Origin of the sequence: Halalkalibacter oceani, assembly GCF_023715705.1 — a bacterium.
Taxonomy (GTDB): Bacteria; Bacillota; Bacilli; order Bacillales; family Bacillaceae_D; genus Halalkalibacter; species Halalkalibacter oceani_A.
Window position 1 is genome coordinate 246,534 of sequence record NZ_JAMBOS010000003.1, and the last position, 24,929, is coordinate 271,462.

At 49.2% G+C, this 24,929-nt stretch carries 24 protein-coding genes; 21 read left to right on the plus strand and 3 right to left on the minus strand.

Going from position 1 to position 24,929, the window contains the following annotated elements:
- Positions 1-224 precede the first annotated feature (224 nt).
- Together spoIID and M3212_RS04760 are read left to right on the plus strand one after the other, a co-directional pair.
- Positions 225-1,244, plus strand: coding sequence for a stage II sporulation protein D (gene spoIID, locus M3212_RS04755; protein WP_251192870.1), 1,020 nt, complete (start codon positions 225-227; stop codon positions 1,242-1,244).
- A 262-nt stretch (positions 1,245-1,506) separates the two neighbouring features.
- Positions 1,507-2,379, plus strand: a complete 873-nt coding sequence (locus M3212_RS04760; protein ID WP_251192808.1) for a M23 family metallopeptidase — start codon at positions 1,507-1,509, stop codon at positions 2,377-2,379.
- Between the two features lie 167 nt (positions 2,380-2,546).
- On the opposite strand, the gene M3212_RS04765 is transcribed toward M3212_RS04760, so the two are convergent.
- From M3212_RS04765 to M3212_RS04775, 3 genes are read right to left on the minus strand one after another with little or no spacing between them, the layout of a single operon-like run.
- Entirely contained in the window at positions 2,547-3,365 is an 819-nt protein-coding gene (locus tag M3212_RS04765) for an isopentenyl transferase family protein (protein WP_251192809.1), read from the minus strand.
- 15 nt (positions 3,366-3,380) lie between these two features.
- A complete protein-coding gene (locus M3212_RS04770; RefSeq protein WP_251192810.1) occupies positions 3,381-3,788 on the minus strand; it encodes a hypothetical protein in 408 nt (135 codons plus the stop codon).
- A 17-nt stretch (positions 3,789-3,805) separates the two neighbouring features.
- Positions 3,806-4,330: a hypothetical protein gene (locus M3212_RS04775; RefSeq protein WP_251192811.1), complete on the minus strand. Its 525-nt coding sequence runs from the start codon at positions 4,328-4,330 to the stop codon at positions 3,806-3,808.
- 370 nt (positions 4,331-4,700) lie between these two features.
- Here M3212_RS04775 and M3212_RS04780 point away from each other — a divergent pair, with 370 nt between their 5' ends.
- From M3212_RS04780 to M3212_RS04870, 19 genes are all read left to right on the plus strand, one after another.
- Positions 4,701-6,182: an aldehyde dehydrogenase family protein gene (locus tag M3212_RS04780; protein ID WP_251192812.1), complete on the plus strand. Its 1,482-nt coding sequence runs from the start codon at positions 4,701-4,703 to the stop codon at positions 6,180-6,182.
- A gap of 19 nt (positions 6,183-6,201) precedes the next feature.
- The gene (locus M3212_RS04785) at positions 6,202-7,572 is read left to right on the plus strand and encodes an NAD(P)-dependent oxidoreductase (RefSeq protein ID WP_251192871.1); all 1,371 of its coding nucleotides are present in this window, start codon (positions 6,202-6,204) and stop codon (positions 7,570-7,572) included.
- Positions 7,573-7,602: 30 nt separating this feature from the next.
- Positions 7,603-8,868, plus strand: coding sequence for an NAD-dependent dihydropyrimidine dehydrogenase subunit PreA (gene preA / locus M3212_RS04790; protein ID WP_251192813.1), 1,266 nt, complete (start codon positions 7,603-7,605; stop codon positions 8,866-8,868).
- A 20-nt stretch (positions 8,869-8,888) separates the two neighbouring features.
- A complete protein-coding gene (hydA, locus tag M3212_RS04795; RefSeq protein ID WP_251192814.1) occupies positions 8,889-10,310 on the plus strand; it encodes a dihydropyrimidinase in 1,422 nt (473 codons plus the stop codon).
- A gap of 184 nt (positions 10,311-10,494) precedes the next feature.
- Positions 10,495-11,958, plus strand: a complete 1,464-nt coding sequence (locus tag M3212_RS04800) for an NCS1 family transporter (RefSeq protein ID WP_251192815.1) — start codon at positions 10,495-10,497, stop codon at positions 11,956-11,958.
- 25 nt (positions 11,959-11,983) lie between these two features.
- On the plus strand, positions 11,984-12,214 hold the full coding sequence (locus tag M3212_RS04805) for a hypothetical protein (RefSeq protein ID WP_251192816.1): 231 nt from the start codon (positions 11,984-11,986) through the stop codon (positions 12,212-12,214).
- A gap of 407 nt (positions 12,215-12,621) precedes the next feature.
- Positions 12,622-12,813: a hypothetical protein gene (locus M3212_RS04810; protein ID WP_251192817.1), complete on the plus strand. Its 192-nt coding sequence runs from the start codon at positions 12,622-12,624 to the stop codon at positions 12,811-12,813.
- Positions 12,814-12,880: 67 nt separating this feature from the next.
- Positions 12,881-14,245: an aminotransferase gene (locus tag M3212_RS04815; RefSeq protein ID WP_251192818.1), complete on the plus strand. Its 1,365-nt coding sequence runs from the start codon at positions 12,881-12,883 to the stop codon at positions 14,243-14,245.
- Between the two features lie 214 nt (positions 14,246-14,459).
- Positions 14,460-14,996 carry a hypothetical protein gene (locus M3212_RS04820; protein WP_251192819.1) on the plus strand — a complete coding sequence of 179 codons (537 nt, stop codon included), beginning with the start codon at positions 14,460-14,462 and terminating at the stop codon, positions 14,994-14,996.
- A 195-nt stretch (positions 14,997-15,191) separates the two neighbouring features.
- Positions 15,192-15,860 (plus strand): GntR family transcriptional regulator, encoded by a 669-nt coding sequence (locus M3212_RS04825; protein ID WP_251192820.1) that lies wholly within the window; start codon positions 15,192-15,194, stop codon positions 15,858-15,860.
- Between the two features lie 281 nt (positions 15,861-16,141).
- A complete protein-coding gene (locus tag M3212_RS04830) occupies positions 16,142-16,816 on the plus strand; it encodes a haloacid dehalogenase type II (RefSeq protein WP_251192821.1) in 675 nt (224 codons plus the stop codon).
- Between the two features lie 85 nt (positions 16,817-16,901).
- Positions 16,902-18,011 carry a tripartite tricarboxylate transporter substrate binding protein gene (locus M3212_RS04835; protein ID WP_251192822.1) on the plus strand — a complete coding sequence of 370 codons (1,110 nt, stop codon included), beginning with the start codon at positions 16,902-16,904 and terminating at the stop codon, positions 18,009-18,011.
- 23 nt (positions 18,012-18,034) lie between these two features.
- On the plus strand, positions 18,035-18,556 hold the full coding sequence (locus M3212_RS04840) for a tripartite tricarboxylate transporter TctB family protein (protein WP_251192823.1): 522 nt from the start codon (positions 18,035-18,037) through the stop codon (positions 18,554-18,556).
- Positions 18,557-18,570: 14 nt separating this feature from the next.
- Positions 18,571-20,073: a tripartite tricarboxylate transporter permease gene (locus M3212_RS04845; protein WP_251192824.1), complete on the plus strand. Its 1,503-nt coding sequence runs from the start codon at positions 18,571-18,573 to the stop codon at positions 20,071-20,073.
- A gap of 364 nt (positions 20,074-20,437) precedes the next feature.
- Complete coding sequence (locus tag M3212_RS04850; protein WP_251192825.1) at positions 20,438-21,235, plus strand: enoyl-CoA hydratase/isomerase family protein; 798 nt, start codon at positions 20,438-20,440, stop codon at positions 21,233-21,235.
- Positions 21,236-21,237: 2 nt separating this feature from the next.
- Positions 21,238-22,374, plus strand: coding sequence for a CaiB/BaiF CoA transferase family protein (locus M3212_RS04855; protein WP_251192826.1), 1,137 nt, complete (start codon positions 21,238-21,240; stop codon positions 22,372-22,374).
- Positions 22,375-22,569: 195 nt separating this feature from the next.
- A complete protein-coding gene (locus tag M3212_RS04860) occupies positions 22,570-23,394 on the plus strand; it encodes an ABC transporter ATP-binding protein (protein ID WP_251192827.1) in 825 nt (274 codons plus the stop codon).
- 192 nt (positions 23,395-23,586) lie between these two features.
- Complete coding sequence (locus M3212_RS04865) at positions 23,587-24,117, plus strand: RNA polymerase sigma factor (RefSeq protein ID WP_251192828.1); 531 nt, start codon at positions 23,587-23,589, stop codon at positions 24,115-24,117.
- On the plus strand, positions 24,098-24,655 hold the full coding sequence (locus M3212_RS04870) for a hypothetical protein (RefSeq protein WP_251192829.1): 558 nt from the start codon (positions 24,098-24,100) through the stop codon (positions 24,653-24,655). The genes M3212_RS04865 and M3212_RS04870 overlap by 20 nt, the downstream gene beginning before the upstream one ends.
- The last annotated feature ends 274 nt before the right edge of the window (positions 24,656-24,929 follow it).

The following is a 24,929-nucleotide window of genomic DNA, read 5'->3' on the forward strand; positions in this document are numbered from 1 at the left end:
GACATTTTTATGAAAACTAGGCTGGTTTAGCAATGGCTCTACACGCCACACGCCCGTTGTGAGAAACCCACTCACAACGGGCTTTAAAAAAAGATCGTGGCGGTTCCGCTCATTGCAAGAGGCTGGGAAAAAGGTGAAAAAGAACCTTTTCCCAGCCTCTTGTTCTATTTACTGGCAAGCCTTCATATACTGTAAGGAACTATACTAATGGAGGACTATTCATGATGAAGCGACTTCTCATTGCAGCAACCATTCTTTGCACCGTTGTTCTTATGATTCCAGCAATGCTCGTTCAACTTTCTTCAGGGCCGGCTGATCAGCAGGCGCAAACCACTGCAGGTCCTGCTCCCGAGGAGAAGGCCTGGTCGTATGATCCTGAGGAAGACATTCGCGTAAAGGTGTATCGCAGTCAGACAGAAACAGTGGAAGAACTGCCATTGGAGCAATATGTCATCGGCGTTGTTTCGTCTGAAATGCCGGCCGATTTTGAAGTGGAGGCATTAAAAGCCCAAGCACTGACAGCAAGAACATACATAATCAAGCAGATGCTTGAGCCTTCCGACATTCAGGTGCCGGGGGGAGCGATGGTCACTGATACGGTCATGCATCAAGTGTTCCATAATGAAGAAGAATTAAAAACCCTTTGGGGAGAAGAGTATGAATGGAAAAGAGCACGAATTGAAGAGGCGGTCTTCGCGACACAGGGTCAGGTGATGACCTTTGAAGGGGAGCCGATTACAGCTTCCTTCTTCTCCACCAGCAATGGATATACAGAGAACTCTGAGGACTACTGGCAAAACGAGATTCCGTATTTACGCAGTGTCGCAAGTCCGTGGGACCAGACGTCTCCACGCTTTACGGCACAAAAGGAAATTCCGGTGACCGAATTTGAACAAAGGCTTGGCGTCGATCTCGGCGAGGACAGCAATCTTGGCACAATCGCCGAGCGGACCGATGGCGGAAGAGTCGCGAAAGTCGTGATAGGAGACAAGGAGCTGAGCGGTCGACAGGTGCGCGACAAGCTGGAGCTTGATTCCTCTGACTTTCAGTGGCAGCTTAACGGCGATCAGGTTGTCATCCAGACACGGGGCTGGGGACATGGTGTCGGCATGAGTCAATACGGGGCCGACGGGATGGCGAAGGAAGGCAGGAGCTATGAAGAGATCGTCCGCCACTTTTACCAGGGCATTGAAATCGAGGCCGTTGACCCTTATGTCTCAAAGCTGACCGCGAAAAAGGAGTAAGCCCATCATATAACCGACATCGCTGTCCCGAAAGGATAAGACCAACTTTCGGGACAGTTTCTTTTTTGAACGATAAGTAAGATTTTCGGGTTAATTCGCGGATGGGCGGCGGCTTCGCACATGCGCGGCTTTCATATTTCGAATAAATGAAAAAAAGATACATAAAAGAAAGGACAATGTCGAATACTAATAAAAAAAATTTTTCTCGCCGATGTATACATTTTGTCAAATCGGAACAGAATGGTTGCTGAGGTGATGAGAAATGAAAAAAGAAGAAAATCAACGTTCTTCTAAATCTGAAGAAAAAATCAATATTCAACGTCTGTTAAAGAAGCGCTGGGTCGTGCCTGCCCTTTACTTAATCGCTGCTGCCGGAGTGCTAAGCTCTGTCTTCTTCCTGCAAGGTCAGGATGAATCAGCCTTACCTGAAGATAATATGGAAGTGACAGAAGGTGAGCAGGGAACAAATCCTTACGGAGAGAATGCGATTGAAGTAACCTCTTCACAGGAAATTGTCAGAATGCCTGTAGAAGAAGAAGCAAATGTAACCGTTGTCGGTCAATTCTATGATGTCAATGCATCTGAGGAAGAACAGCAAGAAGCTCTTGTCTACTACAATAATACCTATTTCCAAAACAAAGGAATTGATTTAGCGCATGTGGAAGGAGAGGCTTTCTCAGTTGTTGCTTCTTTAAGCGGTACGGTTTTAAGAGCGGAGAAGGATGAGCTGCTTGGCTATGTCGTCGAAATCAGTCATGATGATGGCGTGGTCACTCATTATCACAGCCTCGGTTCACTGGCTGTAGAAGAAGGAGCTACCGTGCAGCAGGGAGATGTTCTCGGTGAAGCTGGACGAAGCATCTATAATGAAGATGCCGGCATCCATGTTCACTTTGAAATCCGTCAGGACGGTGTCGCCATAAACCCTAATGATATCTTCCAGCAGCCGATTGACGCGATCAAGGATGCTGCCAGCAAGGAAGAGGAAGATCAGCCGGCAGAGGAGGCACCAGCTGAAGGAGAACAGCCTGCAGAAGGTGACGAGAACGAAGCTGATGCCACGGACGATGAAGGCGAGCAGCCTGAAGAAGGCCTGCCAATGGAAGACGAAAGCACTGAAAACACGCAAGAATAATGGAAGGGGCTGGGACAAAGGTTGTTTTTTACCTTTTTCCCAGCCCCTAAGCAATGAGTGGAACCGCCACGATCTTTTAAAGCCCGTTGTGAGTGGGTTTCTCACAACGGGCTTGTGGCGAGTGAAGCCATGGCTACTCTATGCTAACTAGTTTTGTCAGCTTCTTTTTATGTAACAGAAGAGCTTACGTCAAGCTGTTTGATATGAACATCAATCGCCGCCGGTTCAATTTGAAAATAGTATAGAAAATCGTTAAAGACCGTCTGCTGGACAGCGGCAATGGTGCTGCTTAACGGCGTAACCGCTGAATAGTGCAGAATGAGATGGACCTTGATGCATGGCAAATGCTCAATGTGAATCTCAACCTGACTGCATTTCTTAACGACATCAAGCGACTCACAGCTCTTGCTGATGATTTGTTTGAAGACTTGATCGTCAATATGAATCATCCCATCCTGAAAGTTCGGCTGAATAATCGTTGTTTCGCCGATCAGCTTCCTTTGCTGAAAGAAGATTTTCTTGCCTCGCTGCATAATCCGTTTGAAAATGTTTTGTTCCACTTCTTTGTAAGGGAGCGGGATGACATGCTTCTCCTGCATCTGTCTGGTGTAAAGCGCCATTTTGATTTCTTTGGAGGAGCGGACATCCTCAACTGAAAAATAATGATCAATCGTTCCCAACCCAAGCCGGTCGGCAATGCGGTTTACCATTTTTATCGACGTGCCAATGATCAAGAGCTTATTAATCGCCAGTGTCCGCAGCGCCTCTTGTACGTCACGGGCATGATCGTCGTAAAAAAAGATTGCCCGCTTGACAGCTGTGATATAGGTCTTTTCATATTTGGCCGATGTTCCAGCGGCTTTTCGGCCGTTATGAATCAACAGACCGTCATCAATGATCGTCGTAATACCATGACTGTAGGCGAAGGAGAGCGCTGAGGTGCTTTTCCCGGTTCCACTTTTCCCGTAAAGCGCGTAGAGTTCCATCTGTCGGCTCCTCTCTTACTCAGAAGGCTTATTTTGCTCCTTTTCCTTATTATATTGATTTAGCCCTTTGCGGAAAAGCTCAAGGACGATTTCGTGCTGCGTTTTGTTCCGGACATGCTGTTTTATTTCGTTCAGTTCGGCGACGAGGTCGGCATCGAAATGAATATTAACCGTTTTTCCCTTATCCTTCGGCTGGATTTCCAGCCCAGATTCGTTCCTTTTCACCTGCCCCTCGATCAACATTTCATCGGAAAACCATTCCTCATCCGGAATCGTAATGTATTCGCCTTCAAAATAAATTTCGCTTAACGCCTCATTAAATGAAATGCTGATCGGGTTATGGTCCTGTTCATTGGCATCCCGAATCTGTCTGGCGATCACCTGATTGCCTGTCGTATTCTTCAGCTTTATTTTCACCTTCATTTGAACCATTCCTCCCGTTAACAAGGCTTCAATTTATTTTCAGGAATATCCTTGAGCAGTTCAAAGGTCGACTCCAATTGAATCGTATACATAAACTCTGTTTTCAGCAAGTGGGAAGAGACGACAATCCCGGCTTCCGGCGGGCGGGCATCTGTCGTCGGAAGATACACACGGTCAAGAATTTTATATTGAGGCTGGAGATAGCCTTTTTCATAAAGGAAGCTGTATACATCCTCCTTCGGATACAGGAATCGTTTCTTTCCCTGCTTCGTCGGCAAAGCCCAGAACTTCTCCTTTTCATCGAGCACCGTTCCCAAATAGCCCTCATCGGCCCAACGCTTAATCGTCGACATATTGTTCTTCTTGCCGGTCTGTTTGTAAATAAGATCGATGATTTCTTTTGAGGAAATATAATGGAGCCGCTCCTTCTCCTGAGAGGTGACGACCTCCAGCCGTTCCTTCAGCTCGACCAGTGCCTGTTGATCTGCTTTCATCCGTTCTTCGGTTGCTTTAATGGCCTCTTCGATCTCTTCTCGTTTCAATCCGTTCACTTCCTTACCTGAATTCCTTTCCTTAGACGCATGTAGATCAAATGAAAAAGGGATATACCTTCTATTTTACATGGAGAAGTCTGAAAAGGTCATCTTAATTCTTTAAAACCCTCTCCCCGCCTTAACGACATGCTTCCGGCAGATGCATCCACTAAAATGAAAATCAAAAAAGAAAGCTGTAAGATATTATAACATGTAAAATATAATTTAATGCAATTAAAATATTGACATAAAAATATTGATAACATAGTATGGTTAGTAAGAATATTTTGATAATTAAAGGCAGGTGAACCGCGGTCAGAAAGCATAAATAAAGGAAGGGAAGAAGCATCATCCAGAAAAAGTAAGTGGGAGGGATTAGATGGGAACACAGCAGCAAACAAAGGCGTTTCACAATTTAATCGGCCGTGAGTGGATGCCGTCAAGCTCCGGTGAAACATTTACGGTCATCAATCCGGCCGATACGAGGATCGAATTAGGTGTCTGTCAGCAATCAAATGAGGCTGACGTCGAGGCGGCGGTGGAGGCGGCGAAACAATCACTGCCCGGCTGGAGCGCAGAGGCGGCCCCGATACGCGGACAATATATCGCAAAGGCGGCCAGTCTGATTGAAGAGCGTACCGATGAATTCATTAAGCAGCTGATCATCGAAGTCGGCAAATCCTATGCCGATGCCAAAGCAGAGGTTATCAGAACCGTGCGGGTGATGCGATTTCTGGCAGGTGAAGCTGAACGGCTGAAGGGCGAAACGATTCCATCGTGGGATAAGGAGGTCATCGGCTATACGAAGCGTGAGCCTGTCGGTGTCGTCGGCCTGATTACACCGTGGAATGTTCCCCTTGCGATTGCTGCCTGGAAGATCGCAACGGCGCTTACCTGTGGGTGTACGGTCGTCTTCAAGCCATCCAGCCAGACACCGCTCGTCAGCCTGCAGCTTGTCAAGGCGTACCAGGAAGTGAATCTCCCGGCGGGCGTGCTCAATTTTGTGACCGGCCCAGGGTCGACGGTAGGGAACGCGATTGCAACCCATCCGGATATTAAAGCGATCAGCTTTACCGGCTCAAACAAAATCGGACTTGCTATAAATCAGCTTGTCGCCAGACGCGGCGCACGCTTTCAGGCTGAGATGGGAGGAAAAAATCCGTTTGTCGTTTTGAATGATGCCGATCTTACTCTAGCCGTGGAACATGTCATTGCCGGCGGCTTTGGCGAAAGCGGTCAGCGCTGTACGGCGACGAGCCGTGTCATCGTCCTGCCCGGGATTGCCGAGGAGTTCATCACCCTGCTCAAAGAGCGTGTCGGCCGGATGAAGGTCGGCAATCCACTGGATGAAGGGACGGATATGGGACCAGTCATCGACAAAGGCTCGATGGAAAGCATTCTGTCTTATATCGAAATCGGCAAGAAGGAAAATGGCCAATTGGTGACAGGCGGCAGCCGCTTAACCGAAGGCGACTATGCTCATGGCTACTTTATTGCCCCGACCGTCTTCCGTGGTATCACGCCGGAAATGACGATTGCTCAGGAGGAGATTTTCGGACCGGTCATCAGCGTGATGGAGGCCAATGACTTTGAACAGGCGCTTGAATGGGCCAATCAGGTTGAATACGGCCTGTCATCGACGATTTACACAAATGATATGGAAAAAGCGATGCGTTTTGTTAACGGAATTGAAGCCGGCTTCACCCATGTCAACATGCCATCGACCTACAGCGAGCCGCATTTCCCGTTTGGCGGGATTAAAGCGACCGGCATTGGCGGGATGCGCGAGGTTGGCAGCACGGCAATCGATTTTTACACCGAATACAAGACGGTCTATATGAAGCCGCATAATCAACCGTAAGGAGGGGCTCTTCATGCATATGAATAGAATGAAAAACAAGACGATATCATTGCAAGACCTGAGCGCTAACTTTTCTGAAATCGAGCCGCCATTAACAGAGAAGGAAGCAATGGACGAAGCGAACCGCTGTCTCTATTGCTATGACGCGCCCTGTATTACCGCCTGTCCAACCGATATTAATATCCCTTCCTTCATTAAGAAGATTGCGTCAGGCAATATGAAGGGTTCTGCCAAAGTAATCATGGAGGCAAATCCCGTCGGTGCAAGCTGCGCCCGTGTCTGCCCGACCGAGGAGCTTTGTGAGGGTGCCTGTGTGCTGAATGACGCCTCGTTGCCGATTATGATCGGGAACTTGCAGCGTCATGCGACGAACTGGGCGATCAAGAACAATGAGCAGCTGTTTAAAGCGGGAAGTGCCAATGGAAGGAAGGTCGCAATTATCGGCGGCGGCCCGGCAGGATTGTCCGCAGCACGCGAATTGGCACGCCTCGGCTATCAGGTGACGATCTTCGAAGCGAAGGAAAAAGCGGGTGGGCTCGATACGTATGGGATCGTCTCCTTCCGTCTGCCACAGGAAGTATCGCTGTGGGAAGTGGAGCAGGTCGAAAAGCTCGGGGTCGAGATCCGGACAAATACGACTGTCGGCAAAGACATTAGCATCGCAGAAATCAAGGAAGGCTTTGATGCGATCGTGCTGGCGATCGGGATGGCGAAGGTGCCGATGCTCGGAATAGAGGGCGAGGAAGCGGACGGCGTCTATGACGCAATTGAATTCGTGGAAAGCACGAAAACACCACCGCTTGACGAGTCGTTTATCGGTAAAAAGGTGGCGGTTATCGGCGCCGGAAATACGGCGATTGATGCGGCAACCTGTTCGGTCCGTCTTGGCGCCGGCAACGTGAAAATGCTCTATCGCCGGACGGAGGCAGAGATGACCGCGTATGAATTCGAATATGAGTTTGCGAAGCAGGATGGCGTCGAATTCAGATGGCTGACCCAGCCGACAAAGATCATAACGGAAAACGGCAAAGTAAAGGCGCTTGAGTGCGTTAGGATGGAGCTGGGAGAGGCCGATGCGTCCGGGCGCCGGCGTCCGTTACCAATCGAAGGTTCAACATTTACGCTCGAAGTCGACGTGGTTATTAAAGCAATCGGGCAAACCCGCTATGTCCCGTTAATTGAAGCATTTGGTCTGGAGCATCACAACGGGACGGTCAAGGTGAATCTTGAGACGTACCAGACATCTGATCCGGGCATTTACGCGGCGGGCGATGTCATTTTCGGAGACGGTCAAGGAGAAGCAATGGTCGTGACAGCAGCCCAGCAAGGAAAGCTGACCGCCTATTCGATTCATAAGCAATTAGAAGAAAAAGCGATTGAAAGCGCTTAATAAATCAGGAGAAAGGCAGGAGGTAATTCAATGGCTGACTTACAGATCAACTTTGCCGGGATTCAAGCCCCAAATCCGTTTTGGCTCGCATCCGCTCCACCGACGAACACAGGTTATCAGGTGCAGCGCGCCTTTGAAGCAGGTTGGGGAGGAGCTGTCTGGAAAACGCTTGGTGATCCGATTCTCAACGTCTCATCGCGGTTTGCAGCGATGCATTTCAACGGGCAGCGCGTGGCCGGCTTTAACAACATTGAATTAATTACCGATCGACCGCTTGAAGTCAATCTTGCGGAAATTTACGAGACGAAAAAGAAATATCCGAACCATGCCTTAATTGCTTCACTCATGGTCGAGCCTGAGCAGGAAAAATGGCATGAAATTGTTAAACGGACGGAAGCAGCTGGCGTCGACGGACTTGAACTGAATTTCGGCTGTCCGCACGGTATGGCGGAACGGGGCATGGGCTCCGCCTCCGGCCAGGTGCCCGAGCTTGTTGAAAAGCAGACGTACTGGGTGAAGGAGGTCGCGCAAACACCCGTCATCGTCAAGCTGACGCCGAATATCACCGATATTACCGCGACAGCGGAGGCAGCCGTCCAGGGCGGTGCAGACGCGATCAGCATGATTAATACGATTAACAGTCTGGCCGGTGTCGACCTCGATACATGGAATACGGTGCCGCATGTCGGCGGAAAGGGCGCACATGGCGGCTACTGCGGTCCGGCAGTGAAGCCGATCGCCTTGAACATGGTCGCGGAATGCGCGCGTAATCCGCGGATCAACGTGCCGATATCGGGCATCGGCGGCATTTCCAACTGGAAGGATGCGGCTGAGTTTATGCTGATGGGTTCAGGCAGCGTCCAGATTTGTACGGCTGCGATGCATCATGGTTTCAGCATCGTCGAGGACATGATTGACGGATTGAGCAACTATTTGGACAGCAAGCAGATCCCTTCGGTTGAAGGCCTTGTCGCCAAGTCAGTTGAAAGGTATTCAGACTGGGGTAATCTTGACCTCAACTATAAGGTCGTCGCGCGTATTAATAACGACACCTGTATTAACTGTAATAAATGCCATATTGCCTGTGAGGACACATCTCACCAATGTATCGATATGCTGACCTCGCCTGATGGCAATAAATATTTGGAGGTGCGCGAAGAAGACTGCGTTGGCTGCAACCTCTGCTCGATTGTTTGTCCGGTCGAAGGGGCGATCGATATGGTTGAAATTCCAAATGGAGAGCCGATGACTTGGAATGAGCGTCAGGCCGTGCTGCAGCAGAGCGTCAAATCATAAACCGTGAGGAGGAGAATGCAATGAAGAAAATCATCACGAATGGAACGATTGTAACCGCAGCAGATCAATATCAGGCAGATATTTTAATCGAGGATGGGAAAATTGCCGCGATCGGCGAACGGCTTACTGCGGATGGAGCGGAGATCGTTGATGCAAAAGGAGCCTATATTTTCCCGGGCGGGATTGATCCCCATACTCACCTGGAAATGCCGTTTGGCGGTACAGTGACGGTTGACGACTTTGAAACAGGGACGACCGCCGCCGCCTTTGGCGGCACGACAACCGTGATTGATTTCTGTTTAACGAATAAAGGCGAACCGTTAAAAAATGCGATAAAAACATGGCATGATAAATCACGGGATAAAGCGGTCATCGACTATGGCTTTCACTTAATGATCGGCGAGGTCAATCAAAATGTGCTTGAAGAGATCCCGCTTGTGATCGAAGAGGAAGGGATTACGTCCTTTAAGGTGTTTATGGCGTATAAGAATGTGTTCCAGGCCGATGACGAGACTTTATTCAAGACGCTGCTGTTCGCCAAGGAGCATGGCGCGCTTGTCATGGTCCATGCCGAAAACGGCGATGTCATTGAGCACCTCGTCAAGGAAGCGCTCGCCAACGGCCAGACTGACCCGATTTATCACGCTCTGACAAGACCGCCTGAAGTCGAAGGGGAAGCGACGCACCGTGCCGCCCAGTTGACGGGATTGGCTGATTCGCAGCTCTACGTCGTGCATGTCTCCTGTGCCGAGGCAATGGAGAAGATCGCTGCCGCCCGGAAAAAAGGCTACCGCGTTTACGGCGAGACATGCCCACAGTATTTAGTGCTTGATCAAACCGCATTGGAAAAGCCTGACTTTGAAGGCGCCAAATATGTCTGGTCGCCGCCGCTGCGTGAAAAGTGGAATCAGGATGAGCTGTGGAAGGGGCTCGCCAACGGTCAGCTCCATACGCTCGGTTCGGATCAATGTTCATTTAATTTTAAAGGGCAGAAGGAGCTGGGAAGGGGCGACTTTACGAAAATTCCAAACGGAGGGCCGATGATTGAGGACCGCTTCAGCATTTTGTACTCAGAGGGAGTCGAGAAGGGACGGATTTCGATCAATCAATTTGTTGATATTGTCTCGACGAAAATTGCCAAACTGTTTGGACTCTTTCCGCAGAAGGGGACGATCGCCGTTGGCAGCGATGCCGACCTTGTTATTTTTGATCCAACGGCAGAACGGGTCATTTCTGCGGAAACTCACCATATGGCGGTCGACTACAATGCATTTGAAGGGATGAAGGTCAAAGGCGAGCCCGTTTCTGTGCTCTCACGCGGCGAATTCGTCATCCGTGATAAAGCATTCGTCGGGCAGCCTGGTGCCGGGAAGTACCTGAAGCGCAAGCGCTTTTCCGAAGGAACGGATTCGATAAAAAAGCGGGTCACGCTTCAGCAATAAAATAGAATGATGGGGATTGGAGAGAACGCTATTATGGCATCTGAGAAGGTCTGCTCGAAGGGAAGGAACACAGTCTTCTGTTTGGTAACGTCAAGAAAGCGAATCATGCGAAGACGAAGCAGAAATAGATAAGAAGTCGCTGCAGATTTGCTCTCTTCATTTCATGAAAAAGAGGGGAATTAAGATGAAAAAAAGCAGCTATCATTTAAAATCACCAGACCTTCTTCCAATTGCCCATAGTGAGCGCAAAATTAGTACACTCGGATTTTCCATCATGTGGGTCGGAATGGCGGTCGTCTTAGCGGCCTTTGCCATCGGCGGAGATGGCGTGCAAGGTATGCCGTTAATCTATGTGCTCCTGGCCTCGATTATTGGCTGTATTCTGATCGGCTTGTTTATCACGTTGACAGCCGATGTCGGAATTGAGCATGGTCTCTCATTTCCAGTCTATATGAGAGCCCCGTTCGGCGTCGCCGGCACCCATTTTCCCTCGATAGTCCGGGGGATTACCGCCTCGATCTGGTTTGGGATCAATACGTATTTCGGCTCAGCGGCGATCAACGGCATATTAAACATATTGACCGGCTTTGACAATTGGTTCGTCTGTTTTCTGATTTTTGCTCTCGCCCAGCTGATCAACACAGCAATCGGGATCAAGGCGGTTGAAAAATTTGCTGATCTTGCCGCGCCGATTATTATCCTCATCGCTCTTTGGATGTACAGTACTCTCGTCGATCAGGCGGCGGCGATTGACCGCAACGTCTGGACCTGGATTGAAAGTCCTGTCTCGGGCATTCTGCTGTTTACCGCCTTTATGACGGTCATCACCGGTAACATGGGTTACTGGTCAACCCTTGCGACCGATGCCTCCTCTTTGTCACGCTTTATCAAGGCGCCGAAGTATGAACGCAACTGGTTCAAGCGAAACAAAGGGGTACTCGTCGGCAGTGTCATCGCCCTGCCGTTAACGCAAACGCTCATTGTGGCGATCGGCGGAGTCGCCTATATCGCCGTCGGCAATTATGATCCGATCGTCGCCCTGCAGGAGTCGGCAAGCGGCTGGATTCTGGTCGTCCTGCTCTTGATGATCGTCTTTTCGCAATGGTCAACAAACACGTCTGCCAACGTCGTTCCTGCGGCAACAATTTTTTCCAATGCCGGCGGGCCGAAGGTTCCTTTTTACGTAGGTGTTTTTCTGGCGGGGATTGTTGGGACGGTGACGCAGCCGTGGAATCTTTTCAATGTGCTAATTCCGTTTCTGACGACCGTCGGCGGCATTTTATCGGCGATTGTCGGTGTGATTTTTGCCGATTACTATATCTTGCGCAAGCGCCGCTTAAATGTCCATGATTTGTATGAGAAGGAAGGGCAGTATGCTTACGTAAACGGAGTCAATTGGGCCGGTATTCTCGCCTGGGTGATTGGCGGAGCGATCGCGATTGTCTTTCCGACTTATTCTTTCTTTGTCGGCTTCATCATCGGCGCAGTCAGCTATTATCTGCTCGCCAAATATTGGTGGTTTCAGAAATATAAGCAAGCGGAAATTGAAGATCCTGATGATGATAAGTATTTAGGGATCACGGTCGGTCGTGACTGGCTGATTGACAGCGAGGAAGTACACGAGTCGAAGAAACAGGTCGTTAATTAAATAAACAGGGAGGAGGTCCAAGTATATGTCAGCCTATGCAGAATTTATTGAGGAGAAGAAAAAAATTGATGAACTGCTTGCCAAAGGATACGAGATTACGAACGTCAACGAAAATTTAAGCGGCGCATTCGTCGAATTTCAGCTTCCGAATGACGCCCTCCAGCACCCGGAAAAAAGCAAAGAGCTGCACATCCTGACAGCCGACGCCCGAAAATACTTCTCCAACCTGATCCTCGCCAAACAACGCAAGCTGTAGGATTTCAGCCAAAGGCGGTTTTCCTTTGGCTGAAATCCAAAGCAGTGAGCGGAGTCCGCGCCATGGTTAACGAGGAGTCAGGAAGCGGGTTTTTTCCTGACGGAGCGCGGAACGGAGCCACAGCCAAAGGCGGTTTTCCTTTGGCTGAAATCCAAAGCAGTGAGCGGAGTCCGCGCCATGGTTAACGAGGAGTCAGGAAGCGGGTTTCTTCCTGACGGAGCGCGGAACGGAGCCACAGCCCAAGGCGGTTTTCCTTTGGCTGAAATCCAAAGCAGTGAGCGGAGTCCGCGCCATGGTTAACGAGGAGTCAGGAAGCGGGTTTCTTCCTGACGGAGCGAGGAACGGAGCCACAGCCCAAGGTGGTTTTCCTTTGGCTGAAATCCAAAGCAGTGAGCGGAGTCCGCGCCATGGTTTACGAGGAGTCAGGAAGCGGGTTTCTTCCTGACGGAGCGCGGAACGGAGCCACAGCCCAAGGTGGTTTTCCTTTGGCTGAAACTGAAGCAATCGCTCTGCTCGCTGCATCAACAAGGAGAACCCCACTCCTTGTTGACTGTAAAGACCTTGCAGCGGCTGCGCGCATGGCCAAAGATGCTCGCTAACAAGTTTTCGAACATTGTCAAGCGTCACTGATATTCAAAAAGCCATTAAACATGGGAGGTTGAAAGCATGAAAGTGGAAGCTGAAAAGCAGGATCTCGTGGAAAAAGACAGGGCCCACCTTTGGCATTCGATGGCTAAGTACAATGAAAATACGGCGCCGATGATCGTTTCAGAAGGGGATGGCTCGTGGTTTAAGGCGACGGACGGGAAGAAATATTTAGACGGTGTCTCCGGTCTCTGGTGTCTGAATCTCGGTCATGGCCGGCAGGAAATCGCCCAGGCCGCCTACGACCAGCTGCTCAGCATGTCTTATTCACCACTGACAATGAGCCATGTGCCGGCAATCGAGCTGTCGACGAAGATCAGCGAGCAGCTCGGCGGGTCGTATACGACGTACTTTAGCAATAGCGGCTCTGAAGCGAACGAGGTCGCTTTTAAAATCGCCCGCCAGTACCATGCCCAGAACGGCAAGCCTGAAAAGTATAAAATCATCTCAAGATACCGGGCGTATCACGGATCAACATTGGGAGCGCTGAGCGCGACCGCACAAGCGAACCGAAAAACGAAATATGGACCAAGCGCGCCGGGCTTTCTTCATGTGCCGCCTCCATACAGCTACCGGAGTTCATTTGGCGACAGTCCGACCAGCGATCTCGCGGCAGCCGACTATGTGGAGGAAGTGATTAACTGGGAGGAGCCGGATACAGTCGCAGCCATTATCCTCGAACCGTATATTTCGGGTGGAGGCGTGATCATTCCGTCAGCGGACTATTTAACAAGGGTCGCTGAAATTTGCCGCAAATACGATGTATTGCTTATTTTGGATGAGGTGGTTTCCGGATTCGGACGGACGGGGAAAATGTTTGGCTTCATGCATTCCGACAAGGCGCAGCCTGACATCATCACGATGGCGAAAGGATTAACGAGCGGCTATCTTCCGCTCGGGGCGACAGCGGTACGCTCCGATATATATGAGCAGTTCAAGGGTCAGGAAAATAAAGCCCACTTCCGGCATATCTCAACATTTGGTGGACATCCGGCGGCCTGCGCTGTGGCACTGAAGAGTATTGATATTCTGGAAAGAGAGCGGATCGTCGAGCGCGTCGCGAACATGAGCCAAACGATTCTCAGCAAGCTTCATCAGCTGGAAACACTTCCGCAGGTTGGCGAAGTGCGCGGAATCGGCTTCTTATACGGAATCGAGCTTGTCGAGGACAAACAGACAAAAGCGCCGCTTGCCGATGAAAAGGTCGCCGCGATATTGGCGGCATGTAAGGAAAAAGGGCTGATTATCGGTCGCAACGGCGACACGGTTCCAGGCTATCAGAACGTCCTGATTATTGCACCGCCGTTGTCATCAACCGAAGACGATCTTCACTTTTTAACAGGCGTGATCGATACCGTGCTGCGGGAGCAGACTGCGAAACTTTAATCAAAAGCCGGAAAACCTCTCACATCAGATTTTTTGTGAGAGGTTTTTTTACAATCATTGGTCCTTGGTTTGCACTTTTGTGATAACATGTAAAAAGAGAGAAAAGATTCCCATCGAAACAGGTGTAAGGATAACTGTGTCCTTTATTTCTGGACCTTCAATGGTGTAAGCGCTTTCAGTTGATTAACTATTTTCCTTAAGGGAGGTAAATCGAATGAAAAGAACGGTATATCGGGGAATAAGCTTTAAGGAAGCGGAGGAAGTCGTCAAAAACCAGAAATACAATCGCAGCGAGCTTAGAGATTTTCAAAATGGGGTAGCTGCCAAATCATTGTTCGGACCGGGAATCTATCTCATTAACGATGTTGAATTGGCGGCGCATTACGCCTTTTGTCATGCTGAAGTGGAAGAGGAGGAATTGGCGGTGGTGCTGAAGCAGACCGTTCAATTTCACAACCCGTTTATTGTCAACTACACCTATAGTGAGCGGCAATTGAAAAAGGATGCGTTAAGCTGGAAGTTCACCGATGACTTTCCGGAACTGCATTCAGGGCCTGATTCACTGGAGACATTGAAATGGGTTGGGACAATTATAAAAGAATATTTGCTGAACCACGGCTATGACGGAATTACCTACCATATTGATGACGAGATTATCTACTATGTCAGCTACCATCATGAGCAGCAAATCACGGGAATTGACTTTGACTTTGTTTTTAACATTAATGAAGTGAAGAAGCAATCTGTCTAGATCCGGGCTAAGATGGTATCTGATCCGGCTTCTTTGACAAGCATGTCAGATGCCATTTCCATCCTCTTTCAAGACCGAGCAGGTCTCTCACCCTCTATCTGCCCTGCCACTCCTTTCTCCCACATTGTATTTCCAGTAAACTTATACTATAATGATTGCAAAAATCGACTGTCGACCATTTAGGGGATGAATACAATGCCAGAAAACGATCCGTTACGAAATACGTCCTTGTCTCATCAAATTGCTGAGAAAATTACCAATCAAATTATGAGTGGTGAGTTGCAGCCGGGGGAAAAAATTATCGAAGCGAACTATGCGAAGGAATTTGGCACAAGCCGCGCGCCGATTCGCGAATCTCTTTATCTATTAGCAACTGATGGATTGATTGAGCGGATTCCGCGGCGTGGTGCTGTGGTTAAAGGCTACAGCGAAATGGAAGTGTACGATTTACTCGAGCTGCGGATGATGCTTGAGGGCTTAGCGATGAAACGTCTGGCCGATTTGGAGCAAAAGCAGTCCACGATAAAGCAAATGGAGGACACGATCAAAGAGATGGACGCGCTTGACTCCCGCGATGATAAGGCGTATGCGCTGTTAAATCAGACCTTCCATCTTTATCTGATCGAAATGAGCGGGAGTAAAACGATTAAAGATATGTACACCCGGCTCAGCCGGCAATTGCTCGTGTTGCAGCGGATGTCCTTTCTGGAAGAGGCCCATGTGCGCAAATCCATTGAAGAACATAAAGTCATCCTCGATTTAATCAAAAAGGGCCTTGTCGAGGAAGCGCGCGTCATTTTAGATATGCACAATCAGGGCATCATCAGCCGGATTGAGCAAAAAATCTTTCCTCATAAAAAATAATCAGCCTCTCAAAAAGGCAAGGGCTTCGCCGTACTCCTGACGGGAAAAGCCGGCGGCCTCCAAAAAAGTGCTTTTTTGGAGGCTCAGCAAAGCCCTTGCCTCTGCCTCAACCGAACCCCTTTTATGACAATCAGGCATAAATCCTGAAAAAAGTGTATCAACGAAAGTGCCGTCGGACGGCTTATCCACATGTTAGCAACCTTTCTCTTTCCAAATGACAGACATTTTCTGAACAACCATTCATATACTGGCAGTAATAATTGAAAAGATAGGAGGTCATTATGAGCTGTCGTTTGGTAACGTTTGATGTATTCAGTGCGCTGGCCGATATCGAAGGTACTTTTATTCCGGTTTTGGCGCGCCATCCTCAATTCGTCAATCAGGATGTCACCGCTTTTTTTCGAATGTGGCGAACAAAGCAGTATGAATATTTAATGATGCTAAACTCGTTACAACGAAATTTCCTCGGATTTAAGGAAGTGACAAAGCGGACACTTATCCACACGCTTTATGCCCATCAGATTGAACTTTCCGAGAATGATCAGGAGCGGCTTGTGCAGAAATGGAGTGAGCTTGAATTTTGGGAGGATGCCCGTCAAACGGTTGAGCGTGTCAAGGAGAAAGGATATACGACCGCGATGCTTTCAAATGGAGGACAGGAGATGCTCGCCTCCTTGCAAAATCGGTTTGGCGCAGGCTTTGACTACATTTTTTCCGCCGAGGAGATTGGCTGCTATAAGCCAGCCCCGCAGGTCTATCAATATGCTTATGAACAGACCGGGGGCAGAAAAGAGCAAATGCTTCATGTCGCCGGGTCGGCACCGGACATCGTCGGTGCAATTTCCGCCGGGATTCCATGCGCCTGGGCAAATCGGATGAACGCCCTCCCGATTGATTTAAGCTATCAGCCTACGTACCATTTTCAGAGGATCGAAGAGCTCCTGGCGTATCTCTAAGATAAACTGTTCTGACCATATATTGTCGACTGTCGTCCGAAATTTTGTAAGCGGTTTCTTATCCGTCGTATTGGAGGGTTTGAACATGAAGAAAGCATTTATTACGGTGCTGGCAGGGATAGTCTGTCTCTTGCTATCCGCGTGTGGCAGTGATCGTACAACCTATGAGCCGGAGCTATATGCGGCGATTGACAATGATGATGTGATTGCCGGGATCGATGAGATTACAGAGCGTGTCCATAAAGGAGAGCTGACGGAAGAGGAGGGAATTGCCGAGCTGCGCGAATGGATTCCGAGGCCGGACGACTTCCCGCGGCGGAACATTGAGTACATTATTCCGTGGGGTGAAGGAGGAGGGTCGGACCTTTATGCCCGGCAAATCAGCCGCGACGCTGAGAAAATTCTCGGTGTAACGCTCGTTCCGAATAATATGCCGGGCGGGAATGGCGAAGTGGCATTGGCCTACGCTCTTTCGCAGCCGGCTGACGGTTATACGATTTACGGAGCGATCACCTCCCAGGTCATTAATGACACGTTAGGAGAACAGCCGTATAGCTTTATTGATGATACGACATTCATCATTCGCAACCAGGGACCGACCGAGGTGTTCTGGACGCGCAGCGATGGGCCCTATCAAACATGGGAGGATCTGATTGAAGCCGATCGTGAGAATCCCGGCAGTGTAACGTTCACCGGCGCTGGGGCGTTGGCTGATGACGAATTGCGGATTATGGAAATGAACAATCAGCTTGGCACTTCATTTACTTATATTCCAAGCAATGCGTCGGGCGAGCGGGTATCAAGTGTGCTGGGAGGCCACATTGACGTGCTGCACGAAACAACGGGAGCGGTGATTGACCTGTACCGTGCCGGACAGATTCGTCCATTGCTCGTGCCGAGTGATGAACCGTTCGTTGGCATTGATGCGCCGACTACAGCGGAGCTTGGCATCGACATTTCGATTGGGCGTTGGAGAGGGATGAATGCCCCTGGTCATCTTGACCCGGAAATTACCGTTTACTTGCACAATGTGTTTTATGCGGCGGCAAACCTGCCACACTATCGGCAATTTGAAGAGGATTCCTATTTTCATATGGTGGACGGGTACCTGGATTACGAGGACTATCGAGCTCACGCAGAGGAAGAGCGTGAGACTATCGTGCAACTATTGCGCGATCTTGGCTATATGGAATGAACATGCGTAAAGGAGGGAGCGGTTTGAGTCGTTTTTTTCATCGTTATGGTGAGGTGTTTGTCACTGGCAGTATCTTTTTTGTGAGTCTAATCTTGATCGTCACGGTTAATTTGCATATTCGTATTTCTCCATTGCGGGACTCCGGTGAGTCCGTCGGCCCCCAATTTTGGCCGGTGCTGCTGCTCGTGCTGCTTTGTGTGCTCTCGGCGGTAACTTTTGTCAAGGCGATAAAAAAGAAGCAGCAGGAAAAAGTGGATGAACAAGAAGAGACTGAGTATATTCAGCAGTTTACGAATGCCCGTCTTTTAGGGATCGTCGCAGCGATCTTTTTCTATCTCCTCCTATTGCCGTATTTGGGCTTTATTGTGATGACTGCGGTTTTCACTGTTGTGTGCGGCGTCATTATGAAGATGAAACTGGTGAAAAATATCGCGTTTGCTCTGATCTCACTCGTCTTTCTGACCTATGTTTTCGGGAATTTCTTAACGATTCCTCTCCCGAGAGGCGTCGGAGTCCTCAGGGAAGCGAGTTACTTCTTCTATTAAGGAGGTGGATGTGAATGATGGAAAGTATTCTCTTAGGATGGCAGACGGTCTTTCATCCTGTCTATTTTATGATGGTCGTCCTGGGCGTGTTGATCGGGATTTTGTTCGGTGTCGTTCCGGGATTGAGCGGGGTTACGGCGATCAGTCTGCTCATTCCGTTTACGTATGCAATGGAGCCTTTGAATGGCTTTCTGATCATGATTGCGATTTATGCCGCTTCGATTTATGGCGGTAGTATTGCGGCGATTCTATTCAACATACCAGGGGATGCGCCGGCGGCGATGACGGCGCTCGACGGTTATCCGCTCGCCCGGCAAGGGCATGCGGGCCGGGCGTTAGGGATGGCGGCAATTTCGTCGCTGGTCGGCGGTTCGATTAGCGTCATCGCGATTACATTTTTGGCGCCGCAGGCAGCGCAAATCGCGCTTTCGTTCGGACCTCCCGAATACTTTGCCTTAGGGCTTCTCGGCTTGACAGTCGTGGCGAGTATCGACGCCAATCATCAGCTCAAAGCGTTCGTATCGGTCTTTTTCGGTCTCTTTCTGGCGACGGTTGGTCTTGATGTGATCACGGGAGTGGCGCGCTACACCTTCAATTCGACGATCCTGATGTCCGGGATTGACTTTGTTCCGGCAATTATCGGCTTATTTGCGCTGTCAGAGGTTTTTATGCGATTGCATAAAAAAGCATTGCGGCAAAAGATGCCGGGTGGTGGTAAAGAGGTTCCGCGCTTTGCGATGCCGACGAAAGAGGATGTCGCCAATGTTAAGAATACATGGCTTCGCTCAAGTGTGATCGGCACCGTCATCGGCTTTTTACCGGGAGCCGGAGCGACGATCGCCGCCTTTGTCGGCTATGGTGCCGCCGTTTCCGTTTCGAAAGACAAGGAGTCATACGGAAAAGGAAATATTGATGGAGTCGCCGGGCCGGAAGCAGCAAATAATGCCGCTGTCGGCGGCGCAATGGTTCCTCTTTTAACGCTTGGGATTCCAGGCGGCGCGGTGACAGCGGTTATTTTAAGCGCGTTTTTAATTCATGGCCTTCAGCCAGGACCGCTCTTATTTGATCAGAATCCGGAGATTGTCTATACCTTATTCAGCGGAATGTTCATCGCCAATATTCTGATGACGCTTGTCGTGCTAATCGCGATTCGTTATTTAGTAAAAGTGCTCGATGTGCCGTATGAATATTTAGGAATGGCGATTATTCTCCTCGCGCTAGTCGGGTCGTTCGCAATTAATAACCGGATCGGTGACGTGTGGATTATGTTCTTCTTCGGGCTTGTCGGCTACGTGCTGAAGCGCTACCATTTTTCACTCGCTGCCGTCGTCCTTGGGGTTGTCTTAGGACAAATTATCGAGACGGGGCTTCGCCAGGGACTGATGATCACCCAAGGTAGCATTCTTGGATTCTTTACCCGACCGGGAAGTGGCATTATTCTCACGCTGACGGTTTTGGCGCTGTTCTTCCCGCTGCTGAAAAGACTGTTCACCAAACGGGAAATGCCACAGGACTAAAGCGGTATCGAAGGAGCAGGCAAGCTTCATTTCCGCTTTTTCCGGGTAACCAGAAAGAAGCGCCGGAGGTTCGGGGCAACATGAGTGAAGCTCTCTCAAAGGGTATTGTTATCCTTTGAGAGAGCCTTTTTTCAATGGGAGGAGAGAGCCTGGTCGACTATTTGTCCTGGCTTTGACGCGCAGATTAGGATGGTTGAATCAAAAATAAATAAAAAAACAGCGCAATGTACGCTCGGAACCCTGAATGAACGCACGAGTATCCCGCATAGTAATCTTATTGTTGTAATAATCAGAATTATATACTACACTAAAGATAAGTCGATTGTCGACCGGATCAAGCGAACTCATATCGGGGGGTTAGCGTATGAAAGTTACAATTAGCAGAATCGAGAAGGATTGTAAAATGATCCTTCAGGAAAGTGCAGAAATGGCGATTATTACGATTCACCGGCCGCGGCAACGGAATGCGATGACGAAAGAAATGTGGGAAGAACTCGCGAGAATTGGCCGAAGAGTGGTCAAAAACCCGAAGACGAAGGTTGTTATCATCCGCGGTGGACAAGGGCAATTCACCGCAGGTTCCGATATTAAGCAATTTAACCGCTTTACGGTGGAAGAGGCGGAGGAATCGTTTCAGGCGATGGAGCGTGCGATATCAACGATTGAAAAAATCCCGCTGCCGACAATTGCTGTCGTCAACGGACCGGCGATGGGAGCCGGTCTTGAATTGGCGCTTGCTTGCGACCTGCGGATCGGTACGGTCGAGGCAAGGCTGGGGATGCCGATTGGCCGGCTCGGCATTACGCTGAACCATGCGTTTACAAACCGGCTCGTTCAGTTAATCGGCAAAAGCCGGACGCTTGATCTCGTCTATACAGGCCGTATTCTTGACGCCGAGGAAGGATATCAGCTCGGAATGTTGAACTACCTGGTTCCTCAGGATACGGACAGCAGCCACTTCGCGCTGAAAATCGCCCAGCAGATTTTGGCGCAGTCGCCGGCTTCGCTTAAGGCGGTCAAGCGCTCTGTTGCTTACGCGCAGCCAAGTACCTCGATTCAGTGGGAAACCGGGACGGAGTCAAGTGTCGATCCAGTTGATTTCCCTGAGGGTGTTCGCGCCTTTGTTGAAAAAAGAAAGCCGAATTTCAAAAGGAGAGGATAGATATGTCAGCACTCGAAGGAATAAAGGTGATCGATTTAACGCGGATTTTGAGCGGCCCCTACTGTACGATGACGCTCGGGGACCTCGGAGCCGAGATTATTAAGGTGGAAAGCCCGGGCGGAGATGACACGCGCCAATGGGGGCCTCCTTTCGTGGAGGACGAAAGCGCTTATTTTTTAAGCATTAACCGTAACAAGAAAAGCATCGTTCTTAATTTGAAGGAAGAGCGCGATAAGGAAATTTTCCTCAAGCTGGTTGAAGAGGCTGATGTTGTTGTTGAGAACTTTCGCCCCGGCACAATCAAGAGGCTCGGTATCGGCTACGATGTGCTGAAGGAGCGCAATCCTAAAATTATTCTCGCCTCCATTTCAGGCTTCGGCCAGACGGGGACGTATGCGCAAAAGCCGGGCTACGATGTGCTGGCGCAGGGAATGGGCGGATTAATGTCCGTGACGGGAGAGCCGGGCCGGCCGCCGACGAAGGCCGGATTCTCACTGGCTGATGTCGGAACGGGAATGTGGGCCGCCTTTGGCATTTTGGCTGCGCTGCTTGAACGCAACAGATCAGGTGAAGGCCAGTGGATTGATACGTCCTTACTCGACACGATCGTTTCATGGTCGACCTATCACGCCGGCAATTATTTCGCTTCTGGCAAGGACCCGGTTCCTCTTGGCAGTGAGCACCCGAATATCGTGCCTTATCAAGTGTTTGAAGCAGAGGACGGTCATTTTATTCTCGCGGTTGGGAATGATAAAATGTGGCAGACGTTTCTCGGCGCGATGAAAGATGAAACACTTGAACAGGAAAAATATGCGACGAACGCCGATCGCGTCAGACAGCGCAAAGAGCTTGTCGCCTACTTGAATGATGTCTTTTCCAGAAAGCCGATCAAGCATTGGATCGAGCTGTTTGAATCAGTGAAAATTCCATGCGGCCCGGTAAATAAGTTCTCGGACATTTTAAATGATCAGCATATGCTCGAACGGGAAATGGTCGTTGAAACAGAGCATCCGAAAGTCGGGAAGCTAAAAATGCTCGGCACCCCGGTGAAATTTTCAAGAACGCCGGCAGAGATTAAAAGCGCACCGCCGGCGTTGGGTGAGCATACGGAAGAAATTTTGAAACGGCTCGGCTATTAACAGCCGGAGACAGAAGATGGGAAGCCATCTGTAAAACGTGTTTTTTCGCTGTGGGACACGGACGCTGACCGCCCCGTTAAGCCCCGGTCTGTCCCAATATTCACACAAAAAGCCGATGCGGGGCAGGATTTCGACAAGAAACCGCAAATAAGTAAGGATAGAGATCGTTATTTACGCTCGGATAGGAGAATGGTTATGAACGAAGAAGCAAAAAAACAGCATGTTATTGAACTCGAAGATATCGTCTGGAAGCGGGACGGGAAGCATATTCTAAACTCCGTGTCCTGGACGGTCGAAAAGGGTCAGCATTGGGCGGTGCTCGGCTTGAACGGCTCGGGCAAAACGTCGCTGCTCAAGATGATCACAGGCTATCAATGGCCGAACGGTGGCGCTGTGACCGTGTTTGGACAACGTTTTGGACAAGTCAACATTCAGGAGCTGCGCAAATCAATCGGATGGGTCAGTACATCATTGGATGACCGCTTTCAGAACCGTACGCGTGATACCGCTCTCGAAATTATTCTCAGTGGAAAAAACGCGTCCGTCGGGATTTATGAAGAGGTGACAGAGGCCGATATCGAAAAGGGCCGGAAGCTGTTAAAGCAGCTTGGGATTGACCATGTCGGCAGCCAATACTTTCCGTCGCTTTCCCAGGGAGAAAGACGAAAGGCGATGATTGGCCGGGCGTTAATGGCTTCGCCGGAGCTGTTAATTCTTGATGAGCCTTGTAACGGACTGGACATTTATTCAAAAGAAGAGCTGCTGGCGACGATTGAGGAGATGTGCCAGGACCCGGAAGGCCCGACCTTGCTCTATGTTACTCATCATATCGAAGAAATCGTTCCGTCGATTTCTCACGCTCTTTTGCTCAATAAAGGGGAAATCGTCGGCTCCGGTGAAAAGCGCGCGGTGCTGACCGAGCCGTTGCTGGAGCAAACGTTCCATGTCCCGGTCGCCCTACAGTGGGAAGACGATCGACCGTGGGTACGGATTACCTCAAAACGGACGATTACGAACTGAGGTCAACATGCCCCCGTAACCGCCATAAAACGTTCGACCACCCATCGAAGCAATCTTTTTGATTGCTTCGATGGGTGGTTTTTCTATTGGCGGCCTATGGGATTTTTGAGAGAAGAAAGGAAAAAATGTGACCTTTTCAGGGCAAATACGTTAGTTTATTTAGAATGTAAAAGCAGAGAGGGGAGTTGTGAATTGGATGGCGATTGGCAGCAAAAGAAGATTAATGACTGGTATCATGCTTACAGTAATGAGGTCTATAAATTTATCCGTTATATGATAAATGACCATGAACAGGCCAAAGACCTTATGCAGGACACATTTCTTCGAGCATATGAGCACGTCGATTCGTTTCAGGGAGGAAATGCAAAAAGCTGGTTGCTGAAAATAGCCAGAAATACAACGATCGATTTTATGAGGAAGAAAAAGCCCGTCCAATACTTGCTGAATCACTTGGCTTCGACCCCGTCCCGGGCGTTAACTCCAGAGCAATTACTTGCGCTGAATGAAGAAGAGAAAGAATTGTATCGGGCGATAGCGAGCTTAAAGCTGCCCTATCGTGAAGTGATCATATTAAGAAAAATCAAAGAATTATCGATAAAGGAATCGGCTGAAATTCTGGGCTGGAGTGAAAATAAAGTAAAAACAAATGTCTGGAGAGCAATGCATCAGCTGAAAACGAGGTTAAGAAAGGAGGGGGATGTAGATGAATCAATTCAACCTTAACAACATGATGAAACGTCTCGATCAGAAATTAAACCTCACTACTCAGGAGCGGGACAACATACAGGCGAGTATAAATCAGAACATCGAACAAAAAAATCGCAAATCGAACAGGAGGTTTAACAGCATCCCGCTTGCGGTGGCGGCAAGTTTGTTTCTTATTCTGGCTGTGCCGGCCGTGACTCCTTTTCTGGAGCGTAACCAAACGAGCCAACTGTTGCAAGCGGAAGAAGTCGAGACAATGGTCAACAGCTATTTAGAAGCTTTAGTAACAAAAAATATAGAGGCGCTCGTTCACTATTCCGATGATCTCAGATTTCCCGATAAGGAAGAGCAACTAGCCCAGTATGTAACAATTGATAATACAATTACCCATGCCAGTATGAAAGAGCTGACCAAGGTTAATGAGAGAGAATATGCTGTGACGATCAGGTTTATAGATGAGCGGGAACCCCGTCCGTTTGAGCAAACCTTTTCGGTCCGCTTTCAAAAAGGAAAAGGGTGGAAGATAATTGTAGGAGAGGATCTTCCATCATCCTGAAGCTTAAAGTGTCCGCATTTCACGCCAGGTTGTGTCGCTCCCTCTTGCGGTACAACCTCTTCCATGCAACCGCCTCGCTCTAGCTGAAAAAACTTTCTCTTCTAAAAAAAAACACCGAAAAAATTTTAAAAAGGCAAAATTAGCCGGTTTTCTTTTGCGGGCGTTGCCATAGCCATTATTTCTAGCCTTTTCAAACTTTTTCCATACTTGACAGTTGTCTTAAAATTTGAAATAATGTGTACTGCAACACGTTGTGTGTTGTTTGGTTGAGGTG